Annotated in this window: 14 protein-coding genes and 4 tRNA genes; 9 read left to right on the forward strand and 9 right to left on the reverse strand. The window is 69.0% G+C overall.

All coding sequences use genetic code 11. From position 1 onward, the window contains the following. Window positions 1-5: 5 nt before the first annotated feature. Together CEP17_RS05305 and CEP17_RS05310 are read right to left on the reverse strand one after the other, a co-directional pair. Complete coding sequence (locus tag CEP17_RS05305) at window positions 6-509, reverse strand: hypothetical protein (protein ID WP_112931515.1); 504 nt, start codon at window positions 507-509, stop codon at window positions 6-8. Then, window positions 506-1183 (reverse strand): TetR family transcriptional regulator, encoded by a 678-nt coding sequence (locus CEP17_RS05310; RefSeq protein ID WP_112931516.1) that lies wholly within the window; start codon window positions 1181-1183, stop codon window positions 506-508. The genes CEP17_RS05305 and CEP17_RS05310 overlap by 4 nt, the downstream gene beginning before the upstream one ends. A 42-nt stretch (window positions 1184-1225) precedes the next feature. On the opposite strand from CEP17_RS05310, the gene pepN reads away from it, so the two are divergent. Next, on the forward strand, window positions 1226-3739 hold the full coding sequence (gene pepN / locus CEP17_RS05315; protein WP_112931518.1) for an aminopeptidase N: 2514 nt from the start codon (window positions 1226-1228) through the stop codon (window positions 3737-3739). Between the two features lie 125 nt (window positions 3740-3864). Here the strand turns inward: pepN and CEP17_RS05320 are convergent, their stop codons facing one another. The 4 genes from CEP17_RS05320 to CEP17_RS05335 form a co-directional block, all read right to left on the reverse strand. After that, complete coding sequence (locus CEP17_RS05320) at window positions 3865-6009, reverse strand: 3-hydroxyacyl-CoA dehydrogenase NAD-binding domain-containing protein (protein WP_112931519.1); 2145 nt, start codon at window positions 6007-6009, stop codon at window positions 3865-3867. Window positions 6010-6022: 13 nt separating this feature from the next. After that, window positions 6023-7225 (reverse strand): thiolase family protein, encoded by a 1203-nt coding sequence (locus CEP17_RS05325; protein WP_061683123.1) that lies wholly within the window; start codon window positions 7223-7225, stop codon window positions 6023-6025. 72 nt (window positions 7226-7297) lie between these two features. Then, complete coding sequence (locus CEP17_RS05330) at window positions 7298-8494, reverse strand: HRDC domain-containing protein (RefSeq protein ID WP_112931520.1); 1197 nt, start codon at window positions 8492-8494, stop codon at window positions 7298-7300. Then, complete coding sequence (locus CEP17_RS05335; protein ID WP_036315730.1) at window positions 8487-9092, reverse strand: DUF3000 domain-containing protein; 606 nt, start codon at window positions 9090-9092, stop codon at window positions 8487-8489. The genes CEP17_RS05330 and CEP17_RS05335 overlap by 8 nt, the downstream gene beginning before the upstream one ends. A gap of 25 nt (window positions 9093-9117) precedes the next feature. On the opposite strand from CEP17_RS05335, the gene CEP17_RS05340 reads away from it, so the two are divergent. The 4 genes from CEP17_RS05340 (at window position 9118) to CEP17_RS05355 (ending at window position 13500) form a co-directional block, all read left to right on the forward strand. Continuing rightward, on the forward strand, window positions 9118-10359 hold the full coding sequence (locus CEP17_RS05340; protein ID WP_112931521.1) for an alpha/beta fold hydrolase: 1242 nt from the start codon (window positions 9118-9120) through the stop codon (window positions 10357-10359). Continuing rightward, window positions 10356-11384 (forward strand): cell division protein ZapE, encoded by a 1029-nt coding sequence (zapE, locus tag CEP17_RS05345; RefSeq protein ID WP_112931523.1) that lies wholly within the window; start codon window positions 10356-10358, stop codon window positions 11382-11384. Before CEP17_RS05340 ends, zapE begins: the two co-directional genes overlap by 4 nt. Before the next feature lie 191 nt (window positions 11385-11575). Further along, window positions 11576-12847, forward strand: coding sequence for an ammonium transporter (locus CEP17_RS05350; protein ID WP_036315736.1), 1272 nt, complete (start codon window positions 11576-11578; stop codon window positions 12845-12847). 89 nt (window positions 12848-12936) lie between these two features. After that, window positions 12937-13500, forward strand: a complete 564-nt coding sequence (locus CEP17_RS05355) for a type II toxin-antitoxin system PemK/MazF family toxin (protein ID WP_112931525.1) — start codon at window positions 12937-12939, stop codon at window positions 13498-13500. A 20-nt stretch (window positions 13501-13520) separates the two neighbouring features. Here CEP17_RS05355 and CEP17_RS05360 read toward each other — a convergent pair whose 3' ends face one another. The 3 genes from CEP17_RS05360 to CEP17_RS05370 all read right to left on the reverse strand — a co-directional run bounded on the left by CEP17_RS05360 (window position 13521) and on the right by CEP17_RS05370 (window position 14508). Continuing rightward, window positions 13521-13868 (reverse strand): YnfA family protein, encoded by a 348-nt coding sequence (locus CEP17_RS05360; RefSeq protein WP_112931526.1) that lies wholly within the window; start codon window positions 13866-13868, stop codon window positions 13521-13523. A gap of 12 nt (window positions 13869-13880) precedes the next feature. Next, complete coding sequence (locus tag CEP17_RS05365) at window positions 13881-14348, reverse strand: hypothetical protein (RefSeq protein WP_204359861.1); 468 nt, start codon at window positions 14346-14348, stop codon at window positions 13881-13883. Between the two features lie 84 nt (window positions 14349-14432). Continuing rightward, a tRNA-Val gene (locus tag CEP17_RS05370) sits at window positions 14433-14508 on the reverse strand. Window positions 14509-14668: 160 nt separating this feature from the next. Between CEP17_RS05370 and CEP17_RS05375 the strand changes: the two genes are divergently transcribed. The 4 genes from CEP17_RS05375 to CEP17_RS05390 all read left to right on the forward strand — a co-directional run bounded on the left by CEP17_RS05375 (window position 14669) and on the right by CEP17_RS05390 (window position 16175). Beyond that, window positions 14669-14741: transfer RNA gene (locus tag CEP17_RS05375), tRNA-Gly, on the forward strand. A gap of 67 nt (window positions 14742-14808) precedes the next feature. After that, window positions 14809-14879 (forward strand) — tRNA-Cys (locus CEP17_RS05380). 28 nt (window positions 14880-14907) lie between these two features. After that, window positions 14908-14979: transfer RNA gene (locus CEP17_RS05385), tRNA-Val, on the forward strand. 410 nt (window positions 14980-15389) lie between these two features. Further along, window positions 15390-16175, forward strand: coding sequence for a hypothetical protein (locus CEP17_RS05390; protein WP_204359862.1), 786 nt, complete (start codon window positions 15390-15392; stop codon window positions 16173-16175). The last annotated feature ends 6 nt before the right edge of the window (window positions 16176-16181 follow it).

The following is a 16181-nucleotide window of genomic DNA, read 5'->3' on the forward strand; positions in this document are numbered from 1 at the left end:
CGCAATCAGCCGTCGAGCCGGAGGTCCTCTTCCTCCATCACGGGTGCTCGCCGCTGCGGCGTCCGCGCGCCCTGCCACCGGCCGTAGACCGTCGCGGCCGCGCAGACGCCGAGCGTCAGCGTGACGAATGCCGGATCGAGGGTCACCGCGCTCGACAGCGCGGCGAAGACGGCGATCGCCGCCGCACCGATGACGGCACCGAAAACCGCGAAAACACCGAGGTGGATCCAGCCGCGCCGCACGCGACGAAGCGCGTAGCCGACGGCGGCGGCAACGGGAAGTCCGACGATCGTCACCACCATCGAGACGAGCCCGCCGAAGAAGGCGACCCAGACGGCCGCGTACGCCGCCATCGTGAGGGTCGACGGATCGAAGGGCGCGCTGCCGGCGGCGAGCGTCCACGCGACGGTCGCCGCCGCGAGCAGCACCATGAACGCCAGCCACGCGTGCGTCGCACCACGCCAGAGCTGCTCGCTCGTGAACACGCGGGACCGATTCGGCTCGCTCACCGGCCCGCCTCCGCAATCAGCCCGAGCAGGTCGCGCACGACCCCGCGCACGATCGGCAGGCGCGCGAGCGGCAGCGTCGTCCGCAGCAACGCGAGACCCCGATCGAGCAGACGGCGCGTGCGCTGCTGTCCTTCCGAGCGGTCATAGACCCAGAAGAGCGCCAGCAACAGGTGCGCGAGGAAGAGCACCGTCGGCAGCGCCTCAGCGAGGTCCTTCGGGACCGTGCCCGAACGCGCCCCGTGCACCGCCTCCGCGAACAGGCCCTCCGTGATGGCCCGGGCCTCGCCGGACGCCTCGGCGAGAGGATTGATCTCCGAGCGCGGCGAGACGGCGGCGGAGAGGAACTCGGCGGCGTGCTCGTGGTACGCGGTGAGCTGGTCGAGCCCCGTGCGGTACACGATCGCGATGCGGTCGACGAGGTCGTCCGCATCGACGAGAGCCGGAACCGCCGCAGCGCGATGGCCGCGCTGCACCTCGAGATAGAGCTCCTGGACCAGATCGTTCTTGGTGGCGAAGTGGTAGTACGCGTTGCCGACGGACACGCCCGCCTCCTGCGCGATCAGGCGCATCGTCGTGGCCTCGTACCCGCGGTCCCGGAACGACGTCAGCGCGATCTCGCGAAGGCGCGCACGCGTCCGCTCGCTCTTGGACGACGGCTCCTCAGAAGTGAACATGTTCGAAAAATAGCACAGCCCGTACCGTGACAGCATGGATGGATGAGTTCCGCCAACCTCACCCGCGAAGAGACGGCGGCACGCGCCGCCGGCATCCGTCTGCACGCCGTCGAGGTCGATCTCGACCTGCGTTCGGCTCCGGATGCCGCCGCCACGACCTTTCCGACACGGTCCACGCTGGAGTTCACCGCGAGCACCGACAGGACCTGGGTCGACTTCATCGGCGCGGCCGTCGACGCCGTCACGGTGAACGGACGGTCCCAGCCGGTGGTGTGGGACGGGGCCCGCGTCCAGATCTCCGGACTCCACTCCGACGCAGCGACGGCGAACGTCGTCCGCATCGAGGCCTCGGCCCGCTACAGCACCTCCGGAGAAGGGCTCCACCGGTTCCGCGATCCCGTGGACGGTGCGACCTACCTCTACACGCAGTACGAGCCGGCGGACTGCCGGCGGGTCTATCCGTGTTTCGAGCAGCCCGACATGAAAGCGCGCTGGAGCTTCGTCGTCGCCGCGCCCACCGGGTGGGCGGTGCTGTCCAACGGCGCCGAGTCGTCGCGGGAGGAGGTCGACGGGGGAGTGAGTGTCCGCTTCGCGGAGACGTTGCCGCTGTCCAGCTACATCACCGCGGTCGCCGCAGGTCCCTACCATCGCGCCGAGGGCACGTACGCCGGCGCCGACGGCGAGATCCCCCTCGGCGTGCTCTGCCGCGCATCCTTGGCCGCACACCTCGACGCGGATGAGATCCTCGACATCACCCGCCGCGGACTGTCGTTCTTCGAGAAGGCCTTCGACTACCCCTACCCCTGGGGCACGTATGACCAGATCTTCGTGCCCGAGTACAACCTGGGCGCCATGGAGAACCCCGGGCTCGTGACCTTCACCGAGGCGTATGTGTTCCGCGGCGCCGCCACGGCCGCACAGCGCGAGGCGCGCGCGAACACGATCCTCCACGAGATGGCGCACATGTGGTTCGGCGACCTCGCGACGATGCGATGGTGGGACGACCTGTGGCTCAAGGAGTCGTTCGCAGACTACATGGGGACGCACGCCGCGGCGGCCGTCGGTGGGTTTCCGGACGCCTGGGTCAGCTTCGCGACCCGGCGCAAGGGATGGGCGTACACGCAGGACCAGCTGCCCACGACGCATCCGATCGTCGCGGACATCCCAGATCTGGAGGCGGCCAAGCTCAACTTCGACGGCATCACCTACGCGAAGGGCGCCTCGGTGCTCAAACAGCTCGTCGGGTTCGTGGGCGAAGGCGCCTTCTTCCGGGGTGCTCAGCGCTACTTCGCCCGCCACGCCTTCGGCAACACGACGCTGCCCGATCTGCTGCAGGCTCTCGAAGAGGCTTCGGGACGCGACCTGCGGGCTTGGAGCGCCGCGTGGTTGCAGACGACCGGGGTCGCCGACGTGCGTGCCGAGCGCACCGCGGAAGGCCTCGCTCTGGCGGTGTCGGAGGTCCGCCCGGACCGTGTGAACGTCGGACTGTACGCGGAGGCCGACGGCCGTCTCGTCCGCCGTGGCTCGACCTCCGCCGACATCGTCGACGCACGGACCCTCCTCGCCGACGCACCGCTCGAGGACGTCGTGCTGGTGGTCCCGAACGACGACGACCGCACGTACGCGAAAGTGCGGTTGGATGCCGCGTCGACGGATGCCGTCGCGCGCGGACTGTCCACGATCAACGACACGCTGGCGCGAGCGGTCGTCTGGGCGTCGCTGTGGAACGCGGTGCGCGACGGCATCCTGCCCGCGACGGACTACGTCGACATCGTCGCGCGGCATGCGCCGCGGGAGACCGACGCAGCCCTGCTCACCGAGGCCGCGACGCGGGCCGCGTTCACGATCGCCCACTTCGCCGCCGATCGCGACCGGCCGGCGCTGGCGGCCGGCTGGCTGGAGACGGCGTGGAGCGCCCTGCAGCGCGCGGTTCCCGGTTCGGACGCCCAGCTCATCTGGGCCCGCGCCGTGGGTGCGGCGGCGGCGGTCTGCGACGACCGGGCGACCGACCTCGGCGCGATCCTCGCCGACTCCGCGCCCGCCCCGGCGGGGCTGCGGCTGGACCCCGATCTACGCTGGGCGTGGCTCGTCGCCCTCGCCGCGACGGCCCACGCGGATGACACCGACATCGAGCGCGAGCTCCGCGCCGACGACACCGCGTCCGGTCGTGTCGCCGCACGCACGGCGCGAACCGCCCGCCCCGACGCCGACACCCGCGCCCGCGGCTGGCACGACGCGTGGTCGGACGAGACACTGACGAACGACCACCTCGACGCGACGATCGCGGGCGTGCGGGCCGGTGGGCGGCGGGACCTCATCGCCGGATTCGACGACGAGTACTTCGCGCGCATCCTGCCCGCGTGGCGGTCGCGGTCGATCGAGATCGCCCGGCGCCTCGTGGTCGGCCTCTTTCCGGCATCCCCGTCGCTCGACGCCGCCGACGCGTGGCTGCGGGACCACCCCGACGCACCCGGAGCCCTGCGCCGCCTCGTCATCGAGCAGCGCGACGGCCTCGCACGCGATCTGCGCGTGCGGGCGGCACAGCCGTCAAGCTGATCGCGCGCTCGCGCACACCGGAAGCGGAGACGGAAAACGGAATCGGATGCCGCGCGAATGCGGCATCCGATTCCGTTGCCACCATCCGAATCCGTGGTGACGGGCGAAGGGCGGGAGACGGCGCGTCAGGCGCCGATGCCGCGGATCGGCGGGTGGTGGAAGGTGTCGCCGAACGCGCGCTCGGATGCACCCTCGCGATCGAGGTACGGCGAAGCCCCGCCGTCGATGAACGGCCAGCCGGCGCCGAGGATCAGGCACAGGTCGATGTCTTCGACCTCGGGAACGACGCCCTCGTCGAGCATCAGCTTGATCTCGGTGGCCAAGCCGTCCTGCACGCGCCGAAGAATCGTGTCGGCGGATGCCGGCGCGGAGCCCACATGCCCCTTCAGCGCCTTCTCCGCCGCCTTGGAGAAGCCGGTGACGCGCCCGCCCTTGTCCTTCTCGACGACCTCCGGCAGCTCGGCGAGCTGGTGGAAGTTCTCGTTCGCGTAGAAACGGTCGGGGAACGCGTGGACCATCGTGTCCTGGACGTGCGCCGCGACCTTCCACCCGACCAGATCGATGAGCTGGAAGGGTCCCATCGGCAGTCCGAGCGGCGCGAACGCCTTCTCGACATCCGCGACGGGGGTGCCCTCGTAGACGGCACGCGCTGCCTCGCCCATGACCTTGGCGAGGAGGCGATTGACGACGAAACCCGGAGCATCCGCCGTCAGCACGGCGTTCTTGCCGAGGCCCCTCGCCACGACGAAGGCCGTCGACAGCGCGGCATCCGTCGTGGTCGGCGTCTTGACGACCTCGATCAAGGGCATGACGGCGACCGGGTTGAAGAAGTGGAAGCCGACGAGCCGTTCGGGGTGCTCGAGCTTTGATCCGATCTCCTCCACGGACAGCGACGACGTGTTGGTGGCGAGGATGGCGTCCTCGGCGACGATCTTCTCGATCTCGCCGAAGACGGCCTGCTTGACGCCCACCTCCTCGAAGACCGCCTCGATGACGAAGTCGCAGTCGGCGTACAGGCTCTTGTCGGTCGTGCCCGTCACGAGCGCGCGGAGCTTGTTCGCGGCGTCGGCGTCGAGGCGACCCTTCGCCTCGAGCTTGCCGATCTCGTCGTGGATGTAGGCGACGCCCTTGTCGACGCGGGCCTGGTCGAGGTCGGTGATGAGCACCGGCACCTGGAGCTTGCGCACGAACAGCAGCGCGAACTGGCTCGCCATGAGTCCCGCGCCGATGATGCCGACCTTCGTGACCTTCTTCGCGAGGGTCTTGTCGGGAGCGCCGACGGGCCGCTTGGCCCGCTTCTGCACGAGATCGAACGCGTACATGGATGCCGCGAACTGGTCGCCCGTGACGAGATCGGCCAGGGCCTCGTCTTCGCGCGCGAAGCCCTCGGCCTTCGTTCCGCCCTTCGCCTTGTCGAGCAGCTCGAGTGCGGCGTAGGGGGAGCGTGGGACGGTGCCGATCTTGGATTCGAGCATGCCGCGCGCGACCTTGATCGCGATGGGCCACTTGGTGAGCCGCTCGATCTTGCCCGGCTCGTTCTTCCGCTCGACCTTGACGGCCCCCGTCAGGACCCCGTCGGCCCAGGCGAGCGAGCTCTCGAGGTAGGTGGCAGCAGGGAAGATCGCGTCGAAGATGCCGTAGTCGTACGCCTGCTGCGGCTTCAGCATGCGGTTCTGCTTCAGGGGGTTGCTGATGACGACCTCGAGGGCGTTCTCGATGCCGATGAGGTTCGGCAGCAGGTACGCGCCGCCCCAGCCGGGGATGATCCCCAGGAACACCTCGGGCAGGGCGATCGCGGCTGCGGAGGCGTCGACCGTGCGGTACGTCGAGTTCAGCGCGATCTCCAGCCCCCCGCCGAGGGCGAGACCGTTGACGAAGGCGAAGGAGGGCACTCCGAGCTCGCCGAGCGACCCGAGCACCTTGTGCCCGAGCTGCGCGACCAGACGGGCGTTGTCCTTGGAGCCGACCCGCGTGATGTCGGAGAGGTCCGCGCCGGCGGCGAGGATGTACTGCTTGCCCGTGATGCCCACGGCCTGGATCTCGCCGGCCTCCGCACGGGCCTTGAGGTTCGCCAGCGTCGCCCCGAGCTCGGTCAGTGTGGCCGGACCGAGCGTGTTGGGACGCGTGTGGTCGCGACCGTTGTCGAGCGTGATGAGCGCGAGGACCTTGCCGGAGGGCAGGGTGATGTCGCGCACCCGCGAATGGGTGACGACCTCGCCGTCGGCGAGCGCAGTGAGGGGGGAGAAGTCGATCTCGTCGTAGTTCGTCATGTCCGTCGTCCTCTCAGCGCTTGCGGCCGTTGTAGTGCGGGTTCTCCCAGATGACCGATCCGCCCTGCCCGAGCCCCACGCACATCGCGGTGAGTCCGTAGCGGACATCCGGTCGCTCGGCGAACTGCGCGGCGAGCTGGATCATCAGACGCACACCCGACGCGGCGAGCGGGTGGCCGAGAGCGATCGCCCCACCCCACTGATTGACCCGCGGGTCGTCGTCGGCGATGCCGAAGTGATCGAGCAGGGACAGCACCTGCACCGCGAAGGCCTCGTTCAACTCGAACAGACCGATGTCGTCGATCGTGAGCCCGGCCTTCTTCAGCGCCTTCTCCGTCGACGGGATCGGGCCGATGCCCATGATCTCGGGTTGCACGCCGGCGAAGGCGAAGGAGACCATGCGCATCTTGGGGGTGAGCCCGAGCTCCTTGACGGCACCGCCGCCCGCGAGCAGCGACATCGTGGCGCCGTCGGTCAGCGGCGAGGACGTTCCTGCCGTCACCCGCCCGTGCGGACGGAACGGCGTCTTCAACGCCGCAAGGTCTTCCATCGTCGTCTGCGGGCGACGGCCCTCGTCCTCCGTGGCCAGGCCCCAGCTTCCCTCGGCATCCTTCACGGCGACGGGAACCAGATCGGGCTGAAACTTGCCGGCCTCGTAGGCGGCCTGCGCCTTGTGCTGGCTGAGCATGCCGAAACGGTCGGAGCGCTCCTTGGTCAGCTGCGGGAACCGGTCGAAGATGCGCTCGGCGGTCACGCCCATGTTCAGCGCACCCGGATCGACCATCTTCTCCGCCACGAACCGGGGATTCGGGTCGGCGTTCCCGCCGATGGGGTAGTGGCCCATGTGCTCGACGCCGCCGGCGAGGGCGACGTCATACATGCCGGCGCTGATCGAGGCTCCCATCATGGCGACACTCGTCATGGCACCGGCGCACATCCGATCGATCGCGAACCCGGGCACGGTCTGCGGCAGGCCGGCGAGGATGGCCACCGAGCGCCCGAGCGTCAGGCCCTGCTCTCCGGTCTGGCTGGTCGCGGCGATGGCGACGTCGTCGACGCGAGCGGCGGGAACAGCGGTGTTCCGGGCCATGAGTCCGATCGTCGCCTTGACCGCGAGGTCATCCGCGCGGGTGTTCCAGTACATGCCCTTCTCGCCGGCGCGACCGAACGGGGTGCGCATTCCATCGACGAAGTAGACGTCCGAGAGCTCGGCCACACTGCCTCCAAGGGTTGAGATTGAGTCCAGCGTACGATGAAACTCAGTCTCACAGAAACGCTTGGATCGATTCTACGACGCGAGGTCGGACGCAGCCTCGGCTGTCTGCACGGATTCGACAAAGGCGCCGGCGATCACCGCCGCCGTGGCCTCGATCTGCCAGGGCCGGGCGCCGTGGGCCGCGAGCGCGTCACCGATGGATGCCGGGTCGATCTCGGCCGGGGGAGCCCATGCGACACGACGCAACGTGTCGGGGGTCAGGAGATTCTCGGTCGGCATCCGCAGCTCGACAGCGAGCTGTTCGACGAGCGGGCGCGCCGCCTTCAGTCGGAGGTCGGCTGCCGGGTTGCGCTCCGCCCACGCGCGCGGGGGCGGCATCCCGTCGCCGGACGCGCGCTCGGCGGGCAGTGCGGGATCGGCACGGCCCGCCTCGATCGCGGCCCACCAACGATCGAGCTGACTGCGGCTCGCACGGCCGGTGAAGTCCTTGACGCGAGCGAGGTCCTGCTTGGTCTTGGGATCGGCGATGACGACCGCCACCAGCGCCCGATCGGGGACGAGCCGACCGGGCGAGGTGTCCTGCTCGCGTGCGTACTCCTCGCGCGCGATCCACAGGGCCCGGGCGACGGCGAGGGCGCGACGACCGCGCACGGTGTGCAGACCGCTGAGGCGCCGCCAAGGCTCCTCGCGAGCGGGCTTGACGGGCCGCGTGCGCACCGTCTCGAACTCCTGAGCCGCGATATCGGTCTTTCCCTGCTCCTCGAGCTCGTCGCGCAGCACGTCGAAGACGTCGACCAGATGCAGCACGTCCAGCGCGGCGTACTCGAGCCAGGGCTGCGGGAGCGGACGGGTCGACCAGTCCGCCGCCGAATGCGCCTTCGCGAGGGTGATCCCCAGGGTGTCTTCGACGACGGCGCCGAGGCCGACCCGCTCATGCCCGAGCAGACGTGCAGCGAGTTCGGTGTCGAAGATCTGCGGCGGCTCGAGGTGCTCTTCGCGCAGCGACGGGAGGTCTTGGCTCGCGGCGTGGAGGATCCAGGTGATGCCACCGATCGCATCCTGCAACGGCGACAGATCGCCCACCGCCGGCGGGTCGATGAGGAAGACGCCGGCATCGCGCCGGTACACCTGGATGAGGTACGCCCGCTGGGAGTATCGGAAGCCGGATGCACGCTCCACATCGACGGCGACGGGGCCGGTGCCCGCGGCGAGCGCGGTGGCGGCGGCGGCGAGCCCGGCGGCATCCGTGATGACGTCGTACTCAGCCACGCGTTCCCCTTCCTGATGCACCCCGCTGCGAACCGAACACGGCGATGCCCTCTGATCCCGGCGGCAGACCCGCTAGCATGCACACGAGCTCCGCCCACGCCTCCACGTGGGCGCTCAGGTCGCCCGCGGGCGTCCAGGACGACCGCAACTCGATCTGCGCCCCGTCACCCTCCTCGGCGAGCGAGCCGAACCCCTTCGACAGGGTCTTGGTCGCCGTTCCGGACTCTGCATGGAAGGCCGCCCCGCGCGTCTGAAGCGCATCGACGAGCCATGACCAGGCGACGTCCGCGAGCAACGGGTCGACGCCGATCTCGGGTTCGAGCGGAGCTTGCGCAAAACACACGATACGCCACGGACCGCCCCAGGAGTCCGGTTCGGCCGGGTCGTGCATGAGCACGAAGCGCCCGGTTCCATACGGCGAGTCCAGCCCGTCCGCATCCGGACGGACGTCTCCCGCGAAGGCGATCGCCTCCGGGGCGAGGCTCGTCGGGGCGGCGATCTCGCGCACGGAGAAGTCGGACCGGAAGGTCAGGGACCGCAGCTGTTCTGCGGCGCGCGCGAAGGCCGGTGTCTCAGCGGCGGGACGGGTGTCATCCACGGTCACAGACTAGGATGGGCCCACGATGAAGGCACCCAGGCGCGCCGCCCTCGGCGCCTCACGAATCGGCGCTCCGGCCACCCTGCGGATGCTTGCCCTCTCCCTTGCGGCGGCGTTGTTGGCAACGGCCGCGATGGCATTCGCCGTCGCCCTTCGCATGGCCCGACGCGTGGTCACGCCGTCACGGCGCGTGCCCGACACGCGCATCGTCGACATCGACGTGCCCGCCCAGACCATCACGCTGGCGCGCACGCCCGACACGGTACTGCCGGGGCGCTACGGCCTGTTCACGACCGGCTCGGCCGACTATCTCAAAGTGGGCTCTGTGCTGGCCAGCGACGGCGAGACCGTCAAGCGGAAGCTCCTCACGCAGGTCGGCGGCGAATCGAGCCTCGCCGCCGATGCGGCGTTCAGCGGCTGGTATTACGAGCGGCCGGAAGAGCTCCATCTGCCTTTCACGCACGAGCACGTGCCTGCCGCGATCGGCGCCTGTCCGGCCTGGCTGTTCCCGGCCGAGCCGCGGAGCGACGCGGACCACGAGACCTGGGTCATCCAGATTCACGGTCGTGGCACGACGCGAGCCGAATGCCTGCGCGCAGTGCCGGTGTTCCACGCCCTGGGCATCACGTCGCTCGTCGTGTCGTACCGCAACGACGGTGAGGCTCCGCGCAGCCGTGCCGGAGCCTACGCGCTCGGCGCCACCGAGTGGCGCGACGTCGATGCCGCCGTCAGCTGGGCCCTGCGCCATGGTGCCCGCCGCATCGTGCTGATGGGCTGGTCGATGGGGGGTGCGATCGCCCTGCAGACGTCGCTCGGCTCCGCGCATCGCGAGCAGATCGAAGGGGTCATCCTCGATTCACCCGTCGTCGACTGGCGCACCGTCCTCACCTACCAGGCCCGGGCGCTGCACGTGCCCACGCCGGTGACCGATCTGGCGATGGGGGCCCTCCGCACCGGATGGGCGGCTCCCGCCATCGGCGCCGACGGACCCATTCCGCTCGACCGGCTCGACATCGTGGCGCGCGCCGCCGAACTGCGCCATCCCGTCCTGATCCTGCACAGCGACGATGACGGATTCGTTCCGTCGAGCGCATCGCATCGTCTGGCCGATGCGCGACCCGATCTCGTCGAGTTGCAGGTGTTCCGCACCGCCAGACACACCAAGCTCTGGAACTACGACCAGCAGCGCTGGACCGACGCGATCGGCGATTGGCTGCGCGCACACGACCTGGTGAGCGCACCGGCGGTCGATGAGGGAGAACGATGACATCCACCGACTCCGGCACGATTCGCCTCGTCGATCGTCAGCCGGCGGTGTCCGGCGCAGAGATGGTCGCCGCACTCGTGCCGCCGCCGCAGTTCGACGGTGCGACCTTCGACACGTATCGCGCCGATCCGTCTTTTCCTTCGCAGCAGGAGGCCAAGGAACGGCTCATCGCGTTCAGCCTCGGCGGGGGCCCGGCTGAGCGCGGCGGACTGTTCCGCCGCGCGAAGAAGGTGCCGGAGATGAAGCCGGGAGTGTATCTCGACGGCGGGTTCGGCGTCGGCAAGACCCATCTGCTCGCGGCCATCTATCACGCGATGCCGGCGCGACGGAAGTACTTCGGATCGTTCATCGAGTACACCGCGTTGGTCGGAGCACTCGGGTATCAGAAGACGGTCGAGCTCTTCCGCGGAGCGGACCTGCTGTGCATCGACGAGTTCGAGCTCGACGACCCGGGTGACACCATGGTGATGACCCGGCTGCTGGGGGAGCTGGTCCCCACCGGCACGCGGCTGGCGGCGACATCGAACACCCCGCCCAATGCGCTCGGCGAAGGGCGATTCGCCGCGCAGGACTTCCTCCGCGAGATCCACGCCATGGCATCGAGCTTCGAGACCATTCGCATCGACGGCACCGACTACCGTCAGCGCGCCCTCGATGGGCACGCCGAGGTGTGCGACGACGACGCCTACCGCGCGGCGATCGATGGCGCCGCGGCATCCGGTGTCGTCTCGGACGACGCGTTCGCCGAACTGATCCGCCATCTCGCGACCGTGCACCCTTCGCGCTACGTGCGCCTGATCGAGAACCTGTCGATGATCGGCCTGCGTGACGTGATCACTCTTCAGGACCAGTCCGCCGCGCTGCGCTTCGTCGCCTTCGTGGACCGGGCATACGACGCGCAGATCCCGGTGCGCGCGACCGGTCGCCCCCTCGACGAGGTCTTCGGCGAAGAGATGCTCGCGGGCGGCTATCGCAAGAAATACCTGCGCGCGATCTCGCGCCTCAACGCGCTCACGCATTCCTGATCGTCCTCAGCGGCGATGCCCGCCACCCCGAAACGTGATGTTTACCTGGACGCGGCGCGCGTAACCAACGCGAAACACGACGCGGATACCGGCGGTAACCGCGTACCGCAACACTGAGTGCGCTGGGACGTCCCGACCCCGAAACCGCGGCGACCCGGTCCGAGTTACACAACACATCAGTGAGGACCTTCATGGACAGCGGAAATCTCGCTTGGTATATCGCCGCTACGGCTCTCGTGCTCTTTATGACGCCGGGCGTGGCTTTCTTTTACGGCGGCCTCGTCAAGGCGAAGAGCGTCATCAGCATGATGATGATGAGCTTCGGCGCGATGGGTCTCGTCGCGGTGCTCTGGATCCTCTACGGATACAACATGCAGACCGCCGACTGGTGGGGCGGCATCCTGGGCAACCCCTTCTCCGACTTCGGCCTCGGCGCGATGGCGACCGGTGAGAACGCGACCGTGAACCTCACGGCCGTCGCCTACGGCGCCACCTTCGCGATCATCACCGTGGCCCTCATCTCCGGCGCCATCGCCGACCGCGCCCGCTTCGGCTCGTGGATGATCTTCGCGTTCTTCTTCGCGACGATCGACTACTTCGCCGTCGCCGGCTGGGTGTGGAACACCAACGGCTGGATCTTCAACCTCGGAACCACTCTGGGCTTCTCGACCGAGGTGATCGACTACGCCGGTGGAACCGCTGTCCACATCAACGCCGGTGCAGCCGCGCTCGCTCTCGCCCTGGTGCTCGGCAAGCGCGTCGGCTTCCAGAAGGGCATCCACAAGCCGCACAACGTGCCGCTGGTGATGCTGGGAGCAGCGATCCTGTGGTTCGGCTGGTTCGGCTTCAACGCCGGCGCCGCGGCCTTCTACGCCGCCCCCGAGGGCACGAGCGGTGACATCCTCTCCGGCATCGCCGGCGTCGGCTCGCCCGCCGGCCTCATCGTGCTGAACACGCTGGGCGCCACCGCGGCGGCCATCCTCGGTTGGGCGATCGTCGAGAAGCTCAAGGACGGCAAGCCGACCGCCGTCGGCGCCGCCTCGGGGGCCGTCGCCGGCCTCGTCGCCATCACGCCCTCCTGCGCCAACCTGGCGCCGGGCTGGTCGCTGCTGCTCGGCATCATCGCCGGTGCGGTCTGCGCCCTCGCGGTCGAGCTCAAGTGGCGTCTCGGCTTCGACGACTCGCTCGACGTCGTGGGTGTCCACCTCGTCGGTGGTCTGATCGGAACGCTCTACCTCGGCTTCTTCGCCACGGGCACGGGCCTGTTCCTCGGCGGCAACGCCGAGCAGCTGATCCTCCAGGCGATCGCCGCGGTCACCGTGCTGGTCTTCTCGTTCGTCGTCGCCTACGTGCTCGGTTTCATCATCGAGAAGACGATCGGCTTCCGCGTCAAAAACGAGGACGAGATCGCCGGTATCGACACCGTTGTGCACGGCGAAGAGGGCTACGCGCTCGTCGACTGACTCGCATCCATCGAAGGGGCGTCGGATCTCACGGTCCGGCGCCCCTTCGCCGTGCGAAGACGTGCGACAGCGGTTGGTAGCGTGAAGCCATGGCATCTCGCGACGGCCGCGGCCCCCTGACGTCCCTCGTTCGGGGGATCCTCGGCCTCCTCGGTGGCCGCTCACGCCCCTCGGCGCCGGCGAAGAATCCCCGGTCGCGCCCCACCAACACACCCGCGCTCAGTCCCGGTCAGGGCGGGCAGACGGCGACCCGCGAGGTCCCCCCACCGGCGCGGGGCAGGCTGACGATCACATACGCCCCGCAGCGCGACGGCGCTCCCGATGCCGGTGAGATCGTGTGGACCTGGGTGCCATACGAGGAGAACGACGGGCGCGGCAAGGACCGCCCCGTACTGGTGATCGGCCACGACGGCGCCGACCGTGTGTTCGCGGTGCGTTTGACCAGCAAGGCGCACGACGGCGACCGCGACTACCTCTCCATCGGCACCGGGCCGTGGGACTCGCAGGGCCGCCCCTCGTGGGTCGACATCGAGCAGCTCTACAGCGTGCACGTGCGAGGGATGCGGCGCGAGGCCGCAGCACTGGATCGCCGACGGTTCGGCGCCGTCGCCGCGGCTCTGCAAGGGCGCTACGGCTGGCTGAACGAGGTCTGAGGCGGCGGGGGCTTCGGGGGCTACTCCGAAGCGCGCTGGAGCGCAGGGGCGAAGATGATGATCGCGGCGCCGAGCAGGGCCACAGCCGAGCCCACATAGTCCCACAGCGTGGGTTTGAAGCCGTCGATCACGATTCCCCATGCGAGCGAACCCGCGACGAAGACACCGCCGTACGCGGCCAGCACACGGCCGAAGTGCGCGTCGGGCTGGAAGGCCGCGACGAACCCGTAGCCGCCGAGGGCGATCACGCCGAGGACGGCGAAGAGCCAGCCCCGACTCTCGCGCACCGATTGCCAGATGAGCCAGGCGCCGCCGATCTCGGCGATCGCCGCGAGGACGAACAGAACGATGATCCGGGCGGTGGTCATCAGGCCAGTGTGTCAGGACGGCGTGTCGGTCGTGTTTCCCACTCCCGTGCGCGATCGCCTCGGCATCCGCGCGAAGAAGGGCTGCGGCCAGGCGCCGAGCGCCAGCACGGCGAGCACCGTCTGCACCAGCCCGGTGAGGAAGTACACGCCGTGCAGCGGCGACCAGACCAGCAACAGGGCGATCTCGACGAAGATCCAGATCATCATCACGAGACCGGATGCCGCGTGCAGCCCCCACGCGAGCACGTACCGTCGTCGCTGCGCGATGAGCGCCACCAGCTGAGTGCCGCCGACGACGACGCCCAGGATGAGTCCCGGCCACGCCCAGGTGGGAAAAGGCGTGCTCGCGAGCCATTCGTTCGGCATTCCGACACCGTCGCCGCCCGCGACCATGAGGAGCACACAACCGGCGAGAGCCGAGACCAGGTTGAAGAGGGCGACGACCACCAGCGTCACGCGGATGCCGGGGGAGACGCTCATGACCGCGACGCTACGCGGCGTACGGTGCCGGGCGTCCGGCGGTACGCCGTGAATAGAAAACCCCCGGCTGAGCCGGGGGTTCGATGGTGGGCGATACCAGACTCGAACTGATGACCTCTTCCGTGTGAAGGAAGCGCGCTACCAACTGCGCCAATCGCCCAAGACCCGTGCGGGCCGAGACTCGATGTTACCGGATGCCGGGCTCCGGCACGAATCGTCCGGCATCCGACACACCGGGACACGCGCGGGGCGCGCTCAGTTTTGCGATGGCGAAATAGTCGGCTAAAGTCGATCAAGTTCCCGGGGCAACCAGGGAGCACGCGGATGTAGCGCAGTTGGTAGCGCATCACCTTGCCAAGGTGAGGGTCGCGAGTTCGAGTCTCGTCATCCGCTCAAGTGCAGGGATCGTTTTTCGAAGCGATCACGGCACGTGGGGTCAAACCACACGGTTAATCCACACGGTGGCGTGGCCGAGCGGCTAGGCACCGGCCTGCAAAGCCGTTTACACGGGTTCGAATCCCGTCGCCACCTCGCCTGATAACTGAATAAGCCTGTATAGGCGCGATTGGCGCAGCGGTAGCGCGCTTCCCTGACACGGAAGAGGTCACTGGTTCGATCCCAGTATCGCGCACAAGAACAACCCCGGTCAGCCGGGGTTTTTTTGTGCCCGAATGCGGGCCGTGCAACATGCGGGTTCGACGCTGGAAACGCAGAGAGGCGGGACGCGGCACTGCGACCCGCCTCTCCATAGCTCGCATCAGCTATCGAAAGTGGAACTCGATGACCCCCAGGCCATCACGATCACCATAGAGCGTGCCGAGGCCGGGAGGCAACGAAAAAGGCGGGACGTTTGCATCTGACGTCCCGCCTTGCGCAGGTCGTCTCGGGAGACGGCTCTGCGATGTGATGGTCCCCAGACCGTTCACCCTCTCACCGTAGCCACCTGCCATCGCCCAGCGACGCAGGTCGCTCGGCGTGCCGTGCCCCTTCTCGGCGCGCTTTCTTGGCGCCGTCTTGGAGCGATGCCGACATCATCGGAGAGTGCCTGACCTGCGCGACCTGCCCGATCAGCTTCCCCCGCCGGCTGCACAGTCGCGCGTACCCGAGCCGACCCTGATCTTCTGGGTCACGAAGGCCACGTCGACCGCTCTGGGTGAAGCCGTCTCCGACTACTCCATTCGCATCATGGCTCCCGAGCTCGCGGTTCTTCTCGGCTTCGCCTTCTTCGTCGGCACCGTGGGCTTCCAGCTCACGCGCCGTCGATACGGCCCAACCGCGTACTGGATGGCCGTCGCCGCCGTCGGTGTGTTCGGCACGATGGCCGCGGATGTGATGCATGTCGCCCTGGGCGTGCCGTACACCCTCACCGCGGCGATCGGCGCGGCCGGCCTGGCGGTCGTCTTCGCCGCGTGGCGCCGCACGGAGGGGACCGTGTCCGTGCACGCGATCACAACGACACGCCGTGAGTTCTTCTACTGGGCCGCCGTCGTCGGAACCTTTGCGCTCGGCACCGCCGTCGGAGACCTGACGGCGGTGGGCCTCGGCATCGGGTACGTCGGCTCCATCGCCCTGTTCACGCTGGCGATCGCAGCGATCGCCGCGGGTTTCCGGTGGGCCCGCTGGCCCGCGGTGCCGGCGTTCTGGGCCGCGTACGTCCTCACACGACCGTGGGGCGCCTCCGTCGCCGATGCCCTCGCGAAGCCGGCCGCCGACGGCGGCGCGGGCATCGGATCCGGCTGGGTGGCGCTTGCTCTGGCCCTTCTGATGGTCGTTCTCGTGGCGATGATGGGGCGGCGTGCGGCGAGCCTCGCACCCGCCGCAGCCTGAGCGTTA

Source organism: Microbacterium sp. PM5, assembly GCF_003293595.1.
Taxonomy (GTDB): Bacteria; Actinomycetota; Actinomycetes; order Actinomycetales; family Microbacteriaceae; genus Microbacterium.

What these genes read in the sequence shown, in the direction of transcription:
- CEP17_RS05310 (WP_112931516.1), bottom strand. Translation starts at nt 1,183, where the DNA reads ATGTTCACTTCTGAGGAGCCGTCGTCCAAGAGCGAGCGGACGCGTGCG.
- pepN (WP_112931518.1), top strand. Translation starts at nt 1,226, where the DNA reads ATGAGTTCCGCCAACCTCACCCGCGAAGAGACGGCGGCACGCGCCGCC.
- CEP17_RS05320 (WP_112931519.1), bottom strand. Translation starts at nt 6,009, where the DNA reads ATGACGAACTACGACGAGATCGACTTCTCCCCCCTCACTGCGCTCGCC.
- CEP17_RS05340 (WP_112931521.1), top strand. Translation starts at nt 9,118, where the DNA reads ATGAAGGCACCCAGGCGCGCCGCCCTCGGCGCCTCACGAATCGGCGCT.
- zapE (WP_112931523.1), top strand. Translation starts at nt 10,356, where the DNA reads ATGACATCCACCGACTCCGGCACGATTCGCCTCGTCGATCGTCAGCCG.
- CEP17_RS05350 (WP_036315736.1), top strand. Translation starts at nt 11,576, where the DNA reads ATGGACAGCGGAAATCTCGCTTGGTATATCGCCGCTACGGCTCTCGTG.
- CEP17_RS05355 (WP_112931525.1), top strand. Translation starts at nt 12,937, where the DNA reads ATGGCATCTCGCGACGGCCGCGGCCCCCTGACGTCCCTCGTTCGGGGG.
- CEP17_RS05360 (WP_112931526.1), bottom strand. Translation starts at nt 13,868, where the DNA reads ATGACCACCGCCCGGATCATCGTTCTGTTCGTCCTCGCGGCGATCGCC.
- CEP17_RS05365 (WP_204359861.1), bottom strand. Translation starts at nt 14,348, where the DNA reads ATGAGCGTCTCCCCCGGCATCCGCGTGACGCTGGTGGTCGTCGCCCTC.